Source organism: Bacillus sp. FJAT-27986 (assembly GCF_001685035.1).
In the GTDB taxonomy this organism is placed as follows: Bacteria; Bacillota; Bacilli; order Bacillales; family Pradoshiaceae; genus Pradoshia.
This window is the reverse complement of record NZ_MAYV01000014.1, coordinates 353,492-369,729: the sequence shown is the minus strand read 5'-3', so window position 1 is coordinate 369,729 and position 16,238 is coordinate 353,492. Positions and strand designations below refer to the sequence as shown.

19 protein-coding genes are annotated in these 16,238 nt (G+C 38.2%); 14 read left to right on the top strand and 5 right to left on the bottom strand.

The genetic code is table 11. The features are described from left to right. Positions 1-133: 133 nt before the first annotated feature. Positions 134-913: a phosphatidylserine decarboxylase gene (locus A8L44_RS10505; RefSeq protein WP_066105333.1), complete on the top strand. Its 780-nt coding sequence runs from the start codon at positions 134-136 to the stop codon at positions 911-913. 63 nt (positions 914-976) lie between these two features. On the opposite strand, the gene A8L44_RS10500 is transcribed toward A8L44_RS10505, so the two are convergent. Then, positions 977-1,108, bottom strand: coding sequence for a sporulation histidine kinase inhibitor Sda (locus A8L44_RS10500; RefSeq protein WP_066105330.1), 132 nt, complete (start codon positions 1,106-1,108; stop codon positions 977-979). Between the two features lie 349 nt (positions 1,109-1,457). Between A8L44_RS10500 and A8L44_RS10495 the strand changes: the two genes are divergently transcribed. Genes A8L44_RS10495 through A8L44_RS10460 form a run of 8 tightly spaced genes read left to right on the top strand, consistent with a single transcriptional unit; the run spans position 1,458 to position 6,522 of the window. After that, a complete protein-coding gene (locus tag A8L44_RS10495) occupies positions 1,458-2,012 on the top strand; it encodes a YqeG family HAD IIIA-type phosphatase (protein WP_175354283.1) in 555 nt (184 codons plus the stop codon). After that, entirely contained in the window at positions 2,000-3,121 is a 1,122-nt protein-coding gene (yqeH, locus tag A8L44_RS10490) for a ribosome biogenesis GTPase YqeH (protein WP_066105326.1), read from the top strand. Before A8L44_RS10495 ends, yqeH begins: the two co-directional genes overlap by 13 nt. 11 nt (positions 3,122-3,132) lie before the next feature. After that, positions 3,133-3,963, top strand: coding sequence for a shikimate dehydrogenase (gene aroE, locus A8L44_RS10485; RefSeq protein WP_066105324.1), 831 nt, complete (start codon positions 3,133-3,135; stop codon positions 3,961-3,963). Then, the gene (yhbY, locus tag A8L44_RS10480; RefSeq protein ID WP_066105322.1) at positions 3,964-4,257 is read left to right on the top strand and encodes a ribosome assembly RNA-binding protein YhbY; all 294 of its coding nucleotides are present in this window, start codon (positions 3,964-3,966) and stop codon (positions 4,255-4,257) included. Between the two features lie 33 nt (positions 4,258-4,290). Beyond that, on the top strand, positions 4,291-4,878 hold the full coding sequence (locus A8L44_RS10475) for a nicotinate-nucleotide adenylyltransferase (RefSeq protein ID WP_066105318.1): 588 nt from the start codon (positions 4,291-4,293) through the stop codon (positions 4,876-4,878). Next, positions 4,847-5,419 carry a bis(5'-nucleosyl)-tetraphosphatase (symmetrical) YqeK gene (yqeK, locus tag A8L44_RS10470; RefSeq protein ID WP_066105314.1) on the top strand — a complete coding sequence of 191 codons (573 nt, stop codon included), beginning with the start codon at positions 4,847-4,849 and terminating at the stop codon, positions 5,417-5,419. Before A8L44_RS10475 ends, yqeK begins: the two co-directional genes overlap by 32 nt. Next, positions 5,420-5,773, top strand: a complete 354-nt coding sequence (gene rsfS / locus A8L44_RS10465; protein WP_066105311.1) for a ribosome silencing factor — start codon at positions 5,420-5,422, stop codon at positions 5,771-5,773. Beyond that, positions 5,770-6,522 carry a class I SAM-dependent DNA methyltransferase gene (locus A8L44_RS10460; protein ID WP_066105308.1) on the top strand — a complete coding sequence of 251 codons (753 nt, stop codon included), beginning with the start codon at positions 5,770-5,772 and terminating at the stop codon, positions 6,520-6,522. Before rsfS ends, A8L44_RS10460 begins: the two co-directional genes overlap by 4 nt. A gap of 107 nt (positions 6,523-6,629) precedes the next feature. On the opposite strand, the gene comER is transcribed toward A8L44_RS10460, so the two are convergent. Next, positions 6,630-7,460 carry a late competence protein ComER gene (comER, locus tag A8L44_RS10455; protein WP_066105304.1) on the bottom strand — a complete coding sequence of 277 codons (831 nt, stop codon included), beginning with the start codon at positions 7,458-7,460 and terminating at the stop codon, positions 6,630-6,632. A gap of 98 nt (positions 7,461-7,558) precedes the next feature. Here comER and A8L44_RS10450 point away from each other — a divergent pair, with 98 nt between their 5' ends. From A8L44_RS10450 to A8L44_RS10440, 3 genes are all read left to right on the top strand, one after another. After that, complete coding sequence (locus A8L44_RS10450) at positions 7,559-8,215, top strand: helix-hairpin-helix domain-containing protein (RefSeq protein WP_077248068.1); 657 nt, start codon at positions 7,559-7,561, stop codon at positions 8,213-8,215. Positions 8,216-8,287: 72 nt separating this feature from the next. After that, entirely contained in the window at positions 8,288-8,857 is a 570-nt protein-coding gene (locus tag A8L44_RS10445; protein WP_066105301.1) for a ComE operon protein 2, read from the top strand. Continuing rightward, positions 8,826-11,159: a DNA internalization-related competence protein ComEC/Rec2 gene (locus tag A8L44_RS10440; protein ID WP_066105299.1), complete on the top strand. Its 2,334-nt coding sequence runs from the start codon at positions 8,826-8,828 to the stop codon at positions 11,157-11,159. The genes A8L44_RS10445 and A8L44_RS10440 overlap by 32 nt, the downstream gene beginning before the upstream one ends. A 48-nt stretch (positions 11,160-11,207) precedes the next feature. Here the strand turns inward: A8L44_RS10440 and A8L44_RS10435 are convergent, their stop codons facing one another. Further along, positions 11,208-11,342, bottom strand: a complete 135-nt coding sequence (locus tag A8L44_RS10435; RefSeq protein ID WP_066105296.1) for a YqzM family protein — start codon at positions 11,340-11,342, stop codon at positions 11,208-11,210. A 311-nt stretch (positions 11,343-11,653) separates the two neighbouring features. Here A8L44_RS10435 and holA point away from each other — a divergent pair, with 311 nt between their 5' ends. Then, positions 11,654-12,658, top strand: coding sequence for a DNA polymerase III subunit delta (gene holA / locus A8L44_RS10430; protein ID WP_077248089.1), 1,005 nt, complete (start codon positions 11,654-11,656; stop codon positions 12,656-12,658). A gap of 56 nt (positions 12,659-12,714) precedes the next feature. Here the strand turns inward: holA and A8L44_RS10425 are convergent, their stop codons facing one another. Next, positions 12,715-13,998, bottom strand: a complete 1,284-nt coding sequence (locus tag A8L44_RS10425; protein ID WP_066105291.1) for a LysM peptidoglycan-binding domain-containing protein — start codon at positions 13,996-13,998, stop codon at positions 12,715-12,717. Positions 13,999-14,214: 216 nt separating this feature from the next. Here A8L44_RS10425 and A8L44_RS10420 point away from each other — a divergent pair, with 216 nt between their 5' ends. Then, positions 14,215-15,702: an MFS transporter gene (locus A8L44_RS10420; protein ID WP_139063838.1), complete on the top strand. Its 1,488-nt coding sequence runs from the start codon at positions 14,215-14,217 to the stop codon at positions 15,700-15,702. A 263-nt stretch (positions 15,703-15,965) separates the two neighbouring features. Here A8L44_RS10420 and rpsT read toward each other — a convergent pair whose 3' ends face one another. Continuing rightward, a complete protein-coding gene (rpsT, locus tag A8L44_RS10415) occupies positions 15,966-16,232 on the bottom strand; it encodes a 30S ribosomal protein S20 (protein ID WP_066105290.1) in 267 nt (88 codons plus the stop codon). Positions 16,233-16,238: the final 6 nt, after the last annotated feature.

Sequence of the window (16,238 nt, the reverse complement as noted above, 5' to 3'; positions counted from 1 at the left end):
CTTCCTTTAAAGGAATAGTAAACTAAGTAGAGACAAACACCCTCAATCGTCATGGGTGTTTTTGTTAATTTTATATCCAATCGAAAGATAGCTAAATGTGAGTAGCTATATAACAAGAAAATAGGTGAAGAAAGTGAAGGAAAAGGTATATCAATTATTAATCGAATTAACCAATGGCAGATGGACTTCTTCCCTTTTAAGAAAATTTGCAAACTCTAAAGCAAGCAGGCGGATAATCCCATCTTTTGCAAAGCAATACAAAATTAATTTGACTGAGATGGATCGTCCCATTCAGGAATACACATCCCTGCATGACTTTTTTACAAGGGCTTTAATAAATGGAGCGCGCGAAATTAATCATGAGGAGGGGACTGTTGTCAGTCCTGTAGATGCCGTATTGGAGGATAGTGGGCCCATCCATGAAGATTCTTCTTTCCAGGTGAAAGGGAAGGTATATTCAGTTGAGGAAATGCTTGGGAACACAAAAGATACAGAAAAATATCTAGGCGGCAGATATATGGTACTATATTTAAGTCCAAGCCATTATCATCGTATTCACTCTCCAGTTGAGGGATTGGTTACACGGAAAAGTACTCTTGGACGAAAGTCATATCCAGTCAACAAGTGGGGGATGACATTAGGTAAATACCCTCTATCAAAAAATTACCGTGAAATCACAGAAATCCAGCATGCCGGAGGATTTCTATCTGTTGTAAAGGTTGGTGCCATGTTTGTTAATTCAATAGAGAGAACACATTCGGGGGATACTCTACATAAAGGGGAAGAAATCGGGTATTTTTCTTTCGGTTCAACCGTGGTTCTATTATTTGAGAAGGAAACCTTTACTCCATACATAACAGGTGCTTTGCCGCAACCAGTACATGTCGGTGAGACAATAGGGTATATAAAATAATAATACAAAAAAATTGCCCTGGATCTTAACCAGGGCGCATGATACAAATGAGTTTGGCTCTGCTTAAAATATTTTATAAGATAAGGATCTCCTGTCAATTTCTCTTTCAATTAGACGGATAAATTCTTGGCTTAAGTTTAAATGCCTGGCTTTGTAATATGATTCAATTAAAAGATCATCTGGTAGTTTTTGCATTATTTTGCCTTGCGGCTTCACCTCCAATTTACTGTTCTAAATGGGTGGCAACGACAATATATTAGTAGTTTGCCTTGGTGTACCCTTAATTTAACAGAATCAAGAGGATGGAACAACCGTTCTGTTATCCACAGGGATAGGTGTATAACTTGTGGGTAAATTGTGTGTATCTATAATTTTTATCGGGAAAACGTATCGTATAAAAAGGTAAATGATCTGTTAGTGATGTGCATAAACTTATCCACAGATTTAAATAATGGCGCAATGTGTCGAAAGGTTTTATATTTCGACTGCACTTTTCATCAAATTTAGCTATTTGGCTATGACATAAATTAAAATATCCGTTATGATGGATAGCGGTGAAAAAGAATTAATAGAGGTGTATAGAGTGATAAAAGCATTTTTACCTTCCAAGCATGTTAAAAGTATTTATGAAATCAAACCTCAGGAATTAAAAGATAATGGTATAAAGGGGATTATTACAGACCTTGATAATACCCTTGTGGAATGGGATCGTCCTCTTGCCACGCCAGAACTGATTGCTTGGTTTGAAATGATGAAGCAACATGGTATTAAAGTGACAATTGTGTCCAATAACAGTGAACTACGTGTAAAGTCCTTTGCTGATCCACTTCAAATCCCCTTTATTTTTAGAGCGAAAAAACCTATGGGAGCTGCATTCAGAAGAGCTGTAGAGATTATGGGTATTAAAAGAGAAGAAGCAGTCGTGATCGGTGACCAGCTTTTAACCGATGTGTTGGGCGGCAATCGTAACGGGTTTCAAACAATCCTTGTCGTTCCTGTTGCTCAAACAGATGGCTGGACAACTAAAATAAATCGTAAAATTGAACGCAGAATATTAACATGGTTCCGTAAAAAAGGACAGATAACATGGGAGGACTAGACTTGGAAAAAGAACAAATTAGCTGTGTGGGATGCGGTGTGACTATTCAAACGGAGCATCCTGAAAAAATAGGATATGCACCATCTTCCTCACTTCAAAAAGAACAAATCATTTGCCAAAGATGTTTCCGACTTAAACACTATAATGAGGTACAAGATGTATCCCTAACTGATGACGACTTTTTAAAAATTCTGAATGGAATTGGAAGTAAGGATGCTTTAATCGTCAAATTAGTGGATATCTTTGATTTTAATGGAAGCTGGCTGCCAGGAATTCAACGATTTGTCGGCCATAATCCAGTTGTTTTAATCGGTAATAAGAGTGATTTATTACCGAAATCAGTCAAGCCTAATAAGCTAATTACCTGGATGAAGCACATGTCGGTTGAACTTGGCTTACATCCTGTTGATATTATGCTTGTCAGCGGTGCTAAAGGACATGGAATTGAAGAAGCAATGGAGCGTATAGAGGAATTGCGTGAGGGACGTGATGTATATGTCGTGGGCTGTACAAACGTCGGTAAATCCACTTTTATCAACCGTATTATTAAACAGGGCAGTGGTGAAGAAAATGTGATTACGACTTCATACTTCCCAGGAACAACTCTGGATATTATCGAAATTCCACTGGATGATGAAAGAGCGTTAATAGACACGCCTGGAATCATTAATCACCATCAAATGGCTCACTTTGTGGGTAAAGAAGATTTAAAAGTGATTACTCCAAAGAAAGAGATTAAACCAAGAGTTTTTCAATTGAATGCTGGCCAAACTCTCTTTTTCGGTGGCTTGGCTCGATTTGACTTTATTCAGGGTGAACGGAATTCATTTACTTGTTATTTGTCCAATGAGTTAAATATCCACCGGACGAAATTAGAAAAAGCAGACGAGCTGTACAAAACACATTTAGGCGAATTATTGGTACCGCCGCATCCTTCTGAATTAGATGATTTTCCACCGCTAGTAGCTCACCAATTCTCTATAAAAGAAGGGAAGACAGACATCGTATTTTCTGGCCTGGGCTGGGTAACGATTAACAAGCCGGGAGCAGTGATTTCCGCACATGTTCCTAAAGGAGTGCAAGTGACGATCCGTAAATCATTGATTTAAAGGAGAGTAAAATGAAGAAGCTGTTCGGGGTATTAGGGAATCCAATTGAGCATTCAATGTCTCCGCTTATTCATAATGACGCATTTGATAAATATTCTGTAGATGGAGTATATTTGCCGTTTTATGTTGAGGATAATGAGCTACAACAGGCAGTCGAGGGAATGAAAGCTTTGGGGGCCGGCGGATTTAATGTAACGGTACCTTTTAAAAGTCGCATTATTCCTTATATCGATGTCTTAGACGAATTTGCAAATGAAGTTGGTGCTGTTAACACTGTTGTCATAAAGGATGGACTGTTATATGGGTACAATACGGATGGTCCTGGGTTTATTAAAGGACTGCTGACTATAACCGATCGTATAGATGGTCAAAATGTCTTGATTATTGGTGCAGGCGGTGCGGCAAGAGGAATTTATTTTGCACTGGCTAAAACAGGTGTAGCAAAAATCGATCTCGCCAATCGGACTCATATTTCAGCAGAACAGTTGCTGGCAGATTATCATGGGAATATAAATTCGAGAGCAATTAGCCTGAAAGAAGCAGAGAGCTCTCTCGGCCAATATGATATTATTATTCAGACAACCTCGGTTGGGTTAGCAGACGTACATGCATCACCACTTTCTCTGACAGAACTAAATCAAAATGCGGTTGTGTGTGATATTATTTATAACCCTCTTGAAACCAAAATTTTAAAAGAGGCAAAAGACCGTGGTAATAAGGTTCAAAACGGTGTGGATATGTTTGTAAACCAGGGAGCACTGGCTTTCGAGTTATGGACAGGTGTTATGCCGGATACAGAAAGAATGAAACAATTAGTTTTACAACAATTAGGAGGATCATAAATGTTAAAAGGTAAACAAAAAAGATTTTTGCGTTCGAAGGCACATTCCCTTCAACCGATATTCCAGGTTGGAAAAGGCGGAGTGAATGAAAATATGATTAAACAAATTGGTGAGGCTCTTGAAGTTCGTGAGCTTATCAAGGTCAGCATCTTGCAAAACTGCGAAGAGGACCGTGATACGGTGGCTGAACAGCTTTCAAAAGGTGCACGTGCGGAATTGGTTCAAGTCATTGGTAATACGATTGTTTTATATAAAGAATCAAGAGAAAACAAACAAATTATTCTTCCATCATAATTAAATTCCTATTTAGGGAAGGGGGCACACTATATGAAAAAAATTGGTATTTTAGGCGGAACATTCGATCCCCCTCATATCGGTCATTTAATTATTGCAAATGAGGTTAGGGAGCAATTAGATTTGGATGAGGTACGTTTTATGCCTAATAATGTGCCCCCGCATAAAACCAAAACTTCAACGTCTAATCAAGAGCGCTTGGATATGCTTACATTAGCAATCGGTAGTAATCCATGTTTTATGATTGATACAATAGAATGGGAAAGAAATGGGCCATCATATACTATAGATACCATTAAACTCCTGAAAGAACGGGATACAAACTCAGAAATTTATTTCATTATCGGTGCTGATATGATTGAATATTTACCGAAGTGGAAACAAATAGATGAATTGAGTAAATTAGTCCGCTTTACAGGTGTTAAACGCCCTGGTTACAGTACTGAGACATCCTATCCTGTCACATTGGTGGATATTCCGGAAATCGCTGTTTCCTCTTCGTGGATTCGTGAAAAAATAAGCAATGGAAAGACAATCAAATATTTGGTTCCTGATGCGGTAAAGATATATATTGAGGAGAATCAGTTATATGGATCAACAAAAAGCATTGGAAATCGTTAGGCAGCAATTACCTGATAAACGATATATTCATACATTGGGTGTATTGGAAAGTGCTCAGGAATTGGCAGAACGGTACGGTGCAGATATAGAAAAAGCTAAATTGGCAGCAATCTTTCATGATTATGCCAAATATCGTCCTCTGGATGAGATGGAACAAATCATTAAGAATGAGCAATTACCCCAGGATTTATTGGAATATAATACTGAATTATGGCATGCACCGGTTGGAGCGGTTTTAGTTAAGAAAGAAGCAAATCTTCATGATGAAGAAATCCTTTCAGCAATCAAAAACCATACTTCGGGCTGTGTCGGAATGAGTATGCTTGATAAGATCATTTATTTGGCTGATTATATAGAGCCTGGGAGAAGTTTCCCTGGAGTAGATGAAGTGAGAGCGTTGTCCTTACTAAGCCTGGATAAAGCTGTGCTTCAGGCAATGGGAAATACAATCACATTTTTGATTAAAAAAAATCAAACAATCTATCCGGATACCTTCCATGCCTATAACGATCTTGCAAAGCAGATAGGGAGGAACAATTAAATGAATGGTAAAGAATTATTAGAGGTAGCTGCAAAAGCAGCTGATGACAAAAGAGCAGAAGAGATACTCGTTTTGGATATGAAGGGAATTTCGTTGATTTCTGATTACTTCATTATTTGCCACGGTAACTCAGACAAACAAGTACAAGCAATTGCACGCGAAATGAAGGAAAAAGTCGAAGAAAACGGAGCGACAGTCCGCCGAATGGAAGGCTTTGATGAAGCGCGTTGGGTTCTAGTTGATATGGGCGATGTTGTAGCGCATATTTTCCATAAAGATGATCGTTCATACTATAAATTGGAAAGATTATGGGGAGATGCCCCAGAAGTATCATTGCAGGAACTTAATATATGAATGTAAGTTATCAAAACTTTGCTTATGTTTATGATTACTTAATGAAAGATGCTCCCTATCAGGAATGGGTTGAGTTTTTAAAAAAAATTGCCCGAAAATATCAATTAGATGAAAAATCAATTCTTGATATTGGATGTGGGACTGGTGAGCTTGCTATTCGTTTGAAAGAAGCAGGCTTCCAGCCAACCGGCGTTGATTTATCAGAAGAAATGCTGGCTGTGGCAATTCAAAAAGCAAGCGAGAATCAGCATGACATCCCGTTTTATCACCAGGACATGCGAGCTTTAGAAGGATTGAATCTATATGATATAGTTGTCATCTTTTGTGACTCATTAAATTATCTTGGTGATGAGGATGATGTAAAGGATACTTTTAAAGGTGTTTTGAACCATATGAAAGAGGATGGTTTATTTATCTTTGATGTTCATTCTGTGAAAAAAATGTCCACTTTTTTTAGTGATCAAACCTATGCAGATAATGGAGATGATATTTCCTATATCTGGAATGCGTGGAAAGGGACAGATATTCCTCACAGTGTCGTACATGAGTTGACTTTCTATGTTTATGATCATGAGCTTGATGCGTATAACCGGTTTGATGAAGATCATTTTCAACGTACATACCCGATCGATATGTATAAAACTTGGCTTGATGAGATTGGATTTGAGCTTGTGGAACTGATGGGTGACTTCGGAGGAAATTCCCTTGATGAGGCCGATCGAATCTTCTTTGTTTGTAAAAGGAAATAATGTAAAAAAACCAGGAAACGTGATGTTCCTGGTTTTTTAGTTATATTGACACAATGTTTTCATAAATACCTTTGTTTTCGTAAAGGACTTTTATAATATGATTAGAATTAATGATATGAAACCCCAAACTGATTTTCAATTCCCTTTAAATCCTCTTCAAATTTCCGATGCGTAGCCTGAAAAACATGACTAAAAACCTCACCTAATTCACTTTCCAGCACTTTGATACCTTCACCTGTAATACCGCCTTTCACACACACCTTTTCTTGCAAAGCAGGCAATGAAAAATGCTGCTGACGTAATAATTCACCGAGCCCAATCAGCATTGATTCGGTTAGCTGGGTGGCTTCTTCAGTGCTTATTCCCGTATGATCAACCGCAGCTTCGATAAAGTTTCTTGCAATAAAACTAAAAAAAGCCGGACCGCAGCTAACAATATCTGAGGATACTCTGGTATATTTGTTGTCGATTTCGAGCGGCTTTGAAATTGCTGCTGCCATCTGCTGAAGTTGGTTCCGCCAATATGGACTGCAGGATTCACCAAATGTCAGCAGTGTTGCGCCTGCCAAGGCGCGATTGGTAATAGATGGAATAAATCTAGCGCATGAGCAGGGGACGACAGCTTCCAATTGTTTGATGGAGATTGGACTTGTGATGGAAACAATGCAATTATCCGAACTTAGATGAGGTTCAAGAATTTCAATTAATGGATACATTTCATGCGGCTTTACACATAAAAAGATTAAATCCGCTTGTTTTGCAAGTTCAATACTTGTGTGTGCTGTATGGATTCCTGGTAATTCAACAGCCAGGGATTGGGCTTTGTGTTTAGTCCTGTTCATGATGATTACATCCTTTGCTGCAACGGCCGAAGACCCAATTAAACTTTGAATTAAGATGGTTCCCATATTACCTGTGCCAATTATGCCGGTAATCATTATAAATCCTCCTTATTGGATAAATATCACGATATCCACTATTCCTTATAACAAATTTATGCAAGTAAATATCAAATATGAAGAGGAGCGTAAATTAAATGAATGAGAAAATCGTACAGTTTATCAGGCGAAATGGAATCCTACTAGCAGGTGCAGGAGTAGCCTGTGCTGCACTCTTCTTTTGGAATATGCAATCTGAAGATGGGCAAATCGAACAAAGTGAAATAAATTGGACGGAGGAGAGTGCAATAGAAAAAAAGAATGAAGATACGGAAAAACTGGTGGCAGAACCTGAGGTGAGTGCTACTTATAAGGTTGATGTGAAGGGTGCCGTTCAAAAACCTGGTGTATATGAATTTTTGAAGGGGGATCGAGTAACGGATGTCATTCAAAAAGCAGGTGGATTGAAAAATGGGGCTGATAGTAAGCAAGTGAATATGGCGCAATTAGTAGAGGATGAAATGGTCATCTATATCCCAATCAAGGGTGAGACAGCAGAGGCTTCTAATCATACAGCTGGGGAAAGTTCAGGGAATACAGTCTCAGCGGCCAAGGGGGATGGTACAATTAATTTGAATAAAGCAACATCTGAAGAACTGCAGGAACTTCCGGGAATCGGTCCGAGTAAAGCGACAGCGATTTTACAAAAACGGGAAGAACTTGGATCATTCAAAACGATTGAAGATTTGAAGGAAGTTACAGGCATAGGTGATAAAACATTTGAAAAGCTCAGGGAATTAATAACTGTTAAGTAAGAAAAGAATAGTTGTAGGAAGGATACAATTCTTGTTAAAGTGAAGGAAAGTTCATTGAAAGAGGAGAGAGAAATGGAACGTATTTCATGGGATCAGTATTTTATGGCGCAAAGCCACTTACTTGCATTAAGAAGCACATGTACAAGGTTAATGGTTGGAGCGACAGTCGTAAGGGATAATCGCATTATTGCCGGCGGGTATAACGGATCAATTGCTGGAGGTGTGCATTGTGTGGACGAAGGATGCTATGTTATTGATAACCATTGCGTTCGAACCATCCATGCTGAAATGAATGCCTTGTTGCAATGTGCTAAATTTGGTGTACCAACTGAGGGGGCTGAGATTTATGTTACTCATTTCCCTTGCTTGCAATGCTGTAAAGCCTTAATTCAAGCAGGAATTAAAACAATCTATTATGCCGAATCCTATAAGAATCATCCATATGCTGAAGAATTATTTGAACAGGCAGGTGTGCGTGTTAAACAGGTGATTGTTGATGAAAAGTGGGTTGATTTCCATGATGAAAAGAAAATGAATTTTGTCATGGAGCTTATTAATGAGCTAAAAGAAAGAGGAGCTTCTGAATCTGATCTTGCACGCTATCTGAAAGATGCAGCAAGTTTATTTCCGCAATTTGACTGATATGAGCAACCGATTTTTATTTTATAGTGCTGTAATTGCTATTTCAGGGATTACAGCACCCATTTACTTAAGTAAAACTTTTCTTCTGCTAATAGTCCTCGTATTTTGTTACATTCTAAACAAATTTCCAATTAAGCAATCGATTCTCCTGTATATTATCTTTTCAATATTTTGTGTCCATAGCTTTTTTTGGGATCGTTCAAATACCAGCCAGTTGACCGGGGCTGAAACTCAGCTTTTAATCCATTTTACATCCTATCCCCAGATTAAAGGGGACCGGGTTAGTGGTCTTGCTGAACTCTCAGATAACGAGAAAATATGGATTACTTACCGGATTAACAATGAAGAGGAGGCAAATGTCTTAAAAAATACGATTCTAACGGGAAAGTCCTTTCGCGTAAACGGAAATCTGACAAAACCAACTCGTGCAACGGTCGAGAATGGATTTGATTTTCGAACCTATCTAAGGTTTAATAGAGCGCATTGGATTTTGGAAATCGAAAATAAAGAAGATATATCCAAAGATAGCCGCAATTTGTTTGTAAAACTGGCACAAATGAGAGAGCGGGAAATTAAGCGGATTGATCATTTATACTTAGGAACCGCTGGCAGCTTTACTAAAGCACTCATATTTGGTGAACAAAGTGGTATATCAGAGGATATGTATAACCAATTTAAGAAACTGGGGATTGTCCATATCTTGGCTTTGTCAGGGATGCAAGTTGCATTAGTGGCTGCTATTTTATTTTATGGATTCTTAAGAATCGGCTTTACTCGGAGGCAAACCTTTTTGCTGCTAGCTTGTTTACTTCCTTTTTATGCGGTCATCACCGGATTGTCTGCTTCGATTGTCAGAGCATGCATGATGGCTTCCATATTTATGTTTGGTCAGTTTATCGGACTGCGGTTGACAGCTTTTAAAACAATAACGATTTGTCTAATGGGATATCTACTTATTAATCCGTATCAAATTTTCCATATCGGTTTTCAGTTATCCTTTTTGCTGACTTATGGGTTAATACTTTCAACAAAAATCCTTCAAAAATCGCCGCATTCACCTGTTTTCAGTCTTTTTATTATGACGGCAATATGCCAAATCATCTCCACGCCAATCATCATCTATCATTTTTATGAAATTTCCCTCATTAGTTTTATTTCTAACTTACTTTATGTACCGTTGTTTACTTATTTATTATTTCCTTTAACCATTGGTGTTTATTTGCTGATAATCCTTGAAATTCTTGTTGAGCCGGGATTGCTGATGCTCAATTTTATTTATTCTTTATTGGAGAAATCTACAGAGCTTATGTCTGCCTTGCCCTCCTCCACTCTTATATTTGGTAAGCCATCCAAACTGGTAATGGTATGTATTGTGGTTTGTTTTATCTCTATTCTTATTGGAATAGAAATCCGCTCGAAACACCTGTTTAATACGTGTCTAATCACGATTTTAATGCTCTTTTATCAATATAACAGTCAGTTTTTTTCAGGAAATGGAGAGATAACCTTTATAGATGTAGGGCAGGGGGATTCAACGTTCATTCAATTACCTGGTGATAATGGAACATATCTTATTGATACAGGTGGAGCCACTCTGTTTGGAAAGGAGGAGTGGGCAGTACATAATAGCCAGTTCGATCCTGGAAAAGATACTATATTACCATTTTTAAAAAGTAAAGGAATTAAAGTCATTGATAAACTAATCCTTACGCATGCTGATCAGGACCATGTCGGAGGAGCAAGAGCCATTGTTGAGGAATTGAAGATTGGTGAGATATTGATACCATTTGAACAGCGTAAGGAGTTTAGAGAGACGGAAGTAATAAAGGAAGCGATTGATCAGAAAATCCCCGTTAAAGAGGTTCAAGCAGGAATGGGGTGGACTGCGGGAGATGCTAAATTTACCATTTTATCGCCAGTAGAGAAAGTGGAGGAAAAGAATGAGTCTTCAATTGTTATAAAAGCAAGTATTAATCAGGTAGATTGGTTATTTGTTGGAGATTTAGGTGAACTCGGAGAAGACAAGCTTTTGCAAAATAAAATGAACCTAAGGGCTGATATTTTAAAAGTGGGACACCATGGCAGCAGAAACTCTTCCCAAATAGATTTTATAAGAGAGGTAGATCCTAAAATAGCTGTCATTTCATCGGGAAGAGATAATCGTTTTGGCCACCCGCATGAGGAAGTCATTCATTTGCTTGATAAAGAAAATATTATTATTTACAGAACAGATTTACAGGGCAGTATTCAATATACGTATACGAACAAAAAAGATGGAACGATTTCTATTCAAAGTCCATAGTATGTGTAAGAAATGAAAAACGGCCATGAGGCCGCTTGAAAAAATGAACTATGCACCGATTAATTGGATGACCATGGCAATAATAAACATGGTAGCGAAAAAACCAAATGATACAACAAATCCCATGATGGAATCTGATACGTCATTTGTTTTTGATTGTACATTCTTTTCAAACTCGTTCATTAATCCACCCCCCGACCTCTTTTATCATAGAACATTTAGTAAAAAAAATCCACAATCTCCAAATTTATATAATTATTATCCTGCTATTTTCCAAATAAACATTTCAGTACATGAAAGAGTCATTTAAATGGTAACTGATCTATAGCGCTTTTTCGCTTTTTTGTTAGGTATCCCGGGTCCGGCAAGAAGGCGTTGATATAGATTCTGGGAACCGGTTATTTTTTCCGGTTCCTCTTGAAAGACTTGTCAAAATTGATGGTGGGGATTAGGATGAAAGAAGGAATTTATAAACAGAGGCGATTATATTGGTAATGGATTTATGGAATACAATTAAAAGTAAACGGTTTAGTCCTGTCTACCTTTTATTTGGCGAAGAAGAGTATTTTATAAAAAAAACAAAGGCTTTAATCTGCGAGCATGCTTTATCAGAGGATGAAGCAGAGTTTAATTTGGCTACTATTGATCTGGAGGAAACACCTGTAGAGTTGGCAATCGAGGAATTGGAAACCTTACCGTTTATCGGGGAGCGCAGGGTTGTTATATTACATAATCCCATATTTTTGACAGCCGAAAGAAAGAAGGAAAAGGTTGAGCATGATCTAAAAAGATTGGAAAGCTATCTGGCTAATCCTTCACCGACATCAATTGCCATCTTTATAGCTCCATATCCAAAGCTGGACGAGCGTAAGAAAATAACGAAGGAATTAAAGAGAAATTCTGCAGTCTTGGAAGCGAAACCGCTATACGAAAAGGAATTATCTAAATGGATCACTGCCAACGCTAAATCCTTAGGAGTGAAAATTACACCTGAGGCGGTAGAAACTTTATTATCTCTGACGGGGAATCACTTAATGATGGCTGCAAGTGAGTTAGAAAAGCTCGCTTTGTATGCGACGGTCGAACAGGAAATTGACAAGGCAATGGTAAATAAACTTGTTCCCAAGACCTTTGACCAAAATGTATTTGATTTGGTCGATTATATTATGAATGGCCAAAAAAAAGAAGCTATCCAGTTATATAAAGAGCTTCTGATTTTAAAGGAAGAGCCAATTCGTATATTAGCAGCCATTGCACGGCAATACAGGATTATACTTCAGGTTAAAAAACTATCAGGACAGGGCTACAATGCCCAGCAAATAGCATCTAAATTAAAAATGAGCCCTTATCCGGTAAAACTTGCACTGAAGCGTGTGAATGATTTTACAGAAATGAAATTGATGCGTGCTCTCTCTGAATTGGCAGAGCTGGACTATAAAATGAAGAGCGGTGCCGGAGACAAAGAAATCCTTTTAGAGCTATTTATATTAAAATCATAACAGTACCTGGTAAAACGAAAGGTATCATGGCGAGTGCATGATACCTTTTTGTAATCCTATCTTTTAATGGTTGTGAAGTTGTTTTCTATTAGGAGCCAGTTCTGCGGAAACGATAATCCTAATTTCCAATAACTCATCCCCCGAAGATTTAATTCCTTTAGTAGATTAAATTTTGCCTGTATGGAGCGAGCATCCTCAAACCATACCTCGTGTTCTCTTCCTTCGGCATCCCTGTATCTAAAATAGGGTGCCTGAGCATTATTGTCATAAAGAATTGGTACGTTATTACGTCGTGCCAGATCAATGGCCTGCTGAGGGGAGAGCGCTCTGGCTGTAGTACCCTGTACGAAGGGGAGTGTCCAATCATAGCCATACAGATTTTGCCCCATCATAATTTTACGTGATGGAATCTCTGAAATCGCATAGGTAAGCACCTGGCGAACAGGTCCTATAGGAGATACAGCCTGAGCTGGCCCACCGCTGTAACCCCACTCATAGGTCATAATGAGGACCCAATCTACAACTGCACCCTGTGCTTTGTAATCATGTGCTTCATACCACTTGCCCGTTTGGGTGGCGCTTGTTTTTGGAGCCAGCGCAATTGAAACCTGCCAGCCTTGCGGTGAAAATCTTTCCTTTGCTTTTTGTAAGAAATTTGTATAAGCCTCCCGATCTTCCCCTCTAAGACTTTCAAAATCAAAATGAATATCTCTAAATCCTTGAGCTTTGGCAGTATCTTCAATGTTGGAAAGCAAATTATTTTGGATATCCGTATTGTTTAAAATAACCTCCCCGAGTTCACTGCTGAACGCATCATTCTCTAAATTTGTCACAACCATGACCAGTACATTGTTCGCGCTCCTGGCTATGGCCGGAAATTCACCTAATAGAGGCGGTTTTAGCGTACCGTCGCGTTGAACTTGATAGCTGAACGGTGATAAGTATGTAAGGTGAGGTACTGCAATTCTTGCTTCTCGTTCCAGATTGGGAGAAACAGTATTTCCTCTTGGTTCCACATAGGCATTAAATTCAGCTTCACGTCTAGGGATTGGAGGGATATACAGCCTTAATCCTACAGTTAATGGTGTGTTTAATGAAATATTATTTACTTCTGCAATTTCTTGAGCAGTTCTTCCAAACCTCCGGGCAATTGTATATAGGCTATCTCCTGGTTGCACAAAGTAATAGCTCCCTGTAATCGGAATAACAAGTGCCTGACCTATAACCAAATCATTTGGATTTTCTAATTGATTTGAAGAGATAATTTGTTCAGGAGTAGTATTAAAGGTCTGCGCAATGGAATAGATACTCTCTCCTTGTCTGACAACATGTATTTGCATTTCTTTTCTCCTTTCGGTGGCTAATTATATTAAATGTATGTAGAGGAAGGAATAAGAATAACCAAAATGGATATTGGTCTATGCAAGAGGATAAAATAGAAAGTTCTTTATTTGTTCATATTTAGAACATGGAAGTTTGCTATTCGAATTAATTTGGTATAAAAAATAGACTATAATTTAAATGTGAAGTTTGTTGCATCATAGAGGAGTGAAATTGTGTTAAATAAGAAGTATAAGGGATTGCATCCCATTACCATACTACGGATTACGGGAATACTGGATGGTATCTCACTGCTTTTATTATTGGGCATAGCCATGCCGCTTAAATACTGGGCAGATTTACCCTTTGCCGTTACTCTTGCGGGTTCAATCCACGGTGGGATATTTATTGGATATATAGCTTCCATTATTTATACTCAAATTCGAATACAGTGGAAAATAGGCTGGTCTCTGTTAGCCTTCCTTGTTGCTTTCATCCCATTCGGTAATTTTTGTTTTGATGTGTGGCTGAAAAAGCATCAATCATTGTACGATGTAAAACCCTTACCGAAGCTGTGGATTGTATATGCCATTATCATGTTTACGTTTATCGATTTATTTACACAGCTACCAGTTATGAGTACATATGCTACTTCGCTTGGCGCAAGTGTAATGATTGCAGGGGTTGTTGTGGGAATGTATTCATTGACGAATACTTTTGGGAATATATTGTCTGGGATTTTTACGGATAAATATGGATCTTTTATTGTACTTTGTACAGGCTTGCTTATGACGAGCATTTCTTTACTGCTTTATAATTTTGTAAATGATGTACCTGAACTGATCATCGTACGTTTCCTCCATGGCTTCCTTGGTGGATTAATTGTACCTGCTGCTTTTACGTACTTAGCTAACCAAATGGATAGTAAGAAGCAAGGCAGCCAAAGTGCTGTGACAGGTTCATTTATTGGAATCGCAGCTATTTGCGGTCCTGCATATGGCGGTATTATGGCTAGCAGGACATCTGTGCCATTTGTTTTTACGACCATTGCTGCGTGTGGAATTATTCTTTTGCTTGCAACATTGTTGTTTTTGAGAACTCATTCTGAATCGAAACAGCATAAGACGGAGAAGAGGGGAAAACTTATCTTTAATAAAGGGATACTCCAAGCCTACACCGGAGCATTCTTTTTAATGTTTTCACAAGGGGCACTTGCGTATTTGCTGCCCTTGCACATTGATGTATTAGGTTATAGTTCAAGATTAAGCGGTACTTTAATGAGTATATTTGGATTGGTTGCTGTTGCTATATTTATTCTGCCGACGAATAAATATTTTGATCGAATTCCGCCCTTGGTTAGCTTTTCGATTGGATTAGCATGTATGGGGATCAGCCAAGTTTTACTGGGGCAATCAAGTGAGCTAATGGTTCTTTATTCTATAATGGTTTTATACGGGATTGGGTTTGCTTTCTTATTTCCTGCCGTAAATTCATTATTGGTTCAATCGACTACTAAAAGGATGCGCGGGAAGGCATATGGATATTTTTATGCGTTATTTTCATTAGGGGTTGTTGCCGGATCATCAGGTCTCGGATTAATACCAGCTTCTATATCCACGCAATTTAGCTTAATTGGAATCTTATTACTAGTTTGTGCAACAGTAATATATATGCAGGCAAAGCAACCGGAAACAGATACTGTAGAAGACAGTGTTGAAGGCTAAATAGAGTTTTTATCGGAAGGAGCTATCAGGCTCCTTTTTTTTAGGCCTGAAAAAGTGAGGGTGTTATACAGGGTTCGTCTTTATAAAAGTTAAAATGGAAGCTGCAATGCTGCTCCTGCAGCTTTCTGTTGTGTACTAATTTCGTTCAAGCTCCCAAAATTCAACTGGTAATCATCTCTAAAGTGATTTCCCATCAATGAAATAATCCATATTCTCATAATAAATCACACAAAAAAAAACGACCCTCTAGAGGGTACGTTTCATTAAGCGTTCAACTTGTTTACTTTTTTCATAAGACGAGATTTTTTACGAGCAGCAGCATTTTTGCTGATTAAGCCTTTAGTTGCAGCTTTATCTAGTCCTTTAACAGCAGCAACGATAGATTCGTTAGCAGCAGTAGCATCGTTAAGAGCAATTGCAGATTCTACTTTTTTAACGTTTGTACGTACAGCAGATTTTTGAGCAATATTGTTAGCTCTAGCAGTTTCGTTAGTTTTAACGCGTTTAATAGCTGATTTGATATTAGCCATTCTTTT

Bases quoted from the DNA above. Each gene is read 5' to 3' on its own strand.
- A8L44_RS10475 (WP_066105318.1), top strand. From the start codon at position 4,291: ATGAAAAAAATTGGTATTTTAGGCGGAACATTCGATCCCCCTCATATC.
- A8L44_RS10440 (WP_066105299.1), top strand. From the start codon at position 8,826: ATGCAGCAAGTTTATTTCCGCAATTTGACTGATATGAGCAACCGATTT.
- aroE (WP_066105324.1), top strand. From the start codon at position 3,133: ATGAAGAAGCTGTTCGGGGTATTAGGGAATCCAATTGAGCATTCAATG.
- A8L44_RS10425 (WP_066105291.1), bottom strand. From the start codon at position 13,998: ATGCAAATACATGTTGTCAGACAAGGAGAGAGTATCTATTCCATTGCG.
- A8L44_RS10435 (WP_066105296.1), bottom strand. From the start codon at position 11,342: ATGAACGAGTTTGAAAAGAATGTACAATCAAAAACAAATGACGTATCA.
- comER (WP_066105304.1), bottom strand. From the start codon at position 7,460: ATGATTACCGGCATAATTGGCACAGGTAATATGGGAACCATCTTAATT.
- rsfS (WP_066105311.1), top strand. From the start codon at position 5,420: ATGAATGGTAAAGAATTATTAGAGGTAGCTGCAAAAGCAGCTGATGAC.
- A8L44_RS10450 (WP_077248068.1), top strand. From the start codon at position 7,559: ATGAATGAGAAAATCGTACAGTTTATCAGGCGAAATGGAATCCTACTA.
- A8L44_RS10495 (WP_175354283.1), top strand. From the start codon at position 1,458: ATGGATAGCGGTGAAAAAGAATTAATAGAGGTGTATAGAGTGATAAAA.
- yqeH (WP_066105326.1), top strand. From the start codon at position 2,000: ATGGGAGGACTAGACTTGGAAAAAGAACAAATTAGCTGTGTGGGATGC.
- A8L44_RS10445 (WP_066105301.1), top strand. From the start codon at position 8,288: ATGGAACGTATTTCATGGGATCAGTATTTTATGGCGCAAAGCCACTTA.
- rpsT (WP_066105290.1), bottom strand. From the start codon at position 16,232: ATGGCTAATATCAAATCAGCTATTAAACGCGTTAAAACTAACGAAACT.
- A8L44_RS10500 (WP_066105330.1), bottom strand. From the start codon at position 1,108: ATGCAAAAACTACCAGATGATCTTTTAATTGAATCATATTACAAAGCC.
- yqeK (WP_066105314.1), top strand. From the start codon at position 4,847: ATGGATCAACAAAAAGCATTGGAAATCGTTAGGCAGCAATTACCTGAT.
- yhbY (WP_066105322.1), top strand. From the start codon at position 3,964: ATGTTAAAAGGTAAACAAAAAAGATTTTTGCGTTCGAAGGCACATTCC.
- holA (WP_077248089.1), top strand. From the start codon at position 11,654: ATGGATTTATGGAATACAATTAAAAGTAAACGGTTTAGTCCTGTCTAC.
- A8L44_RS10460 (WP_066105308.1), top strand. From the start codon at position 5,770: ATGAATGTAAGTTATCAAAACTTTGCTTATGTTTATGATTACTTAATG.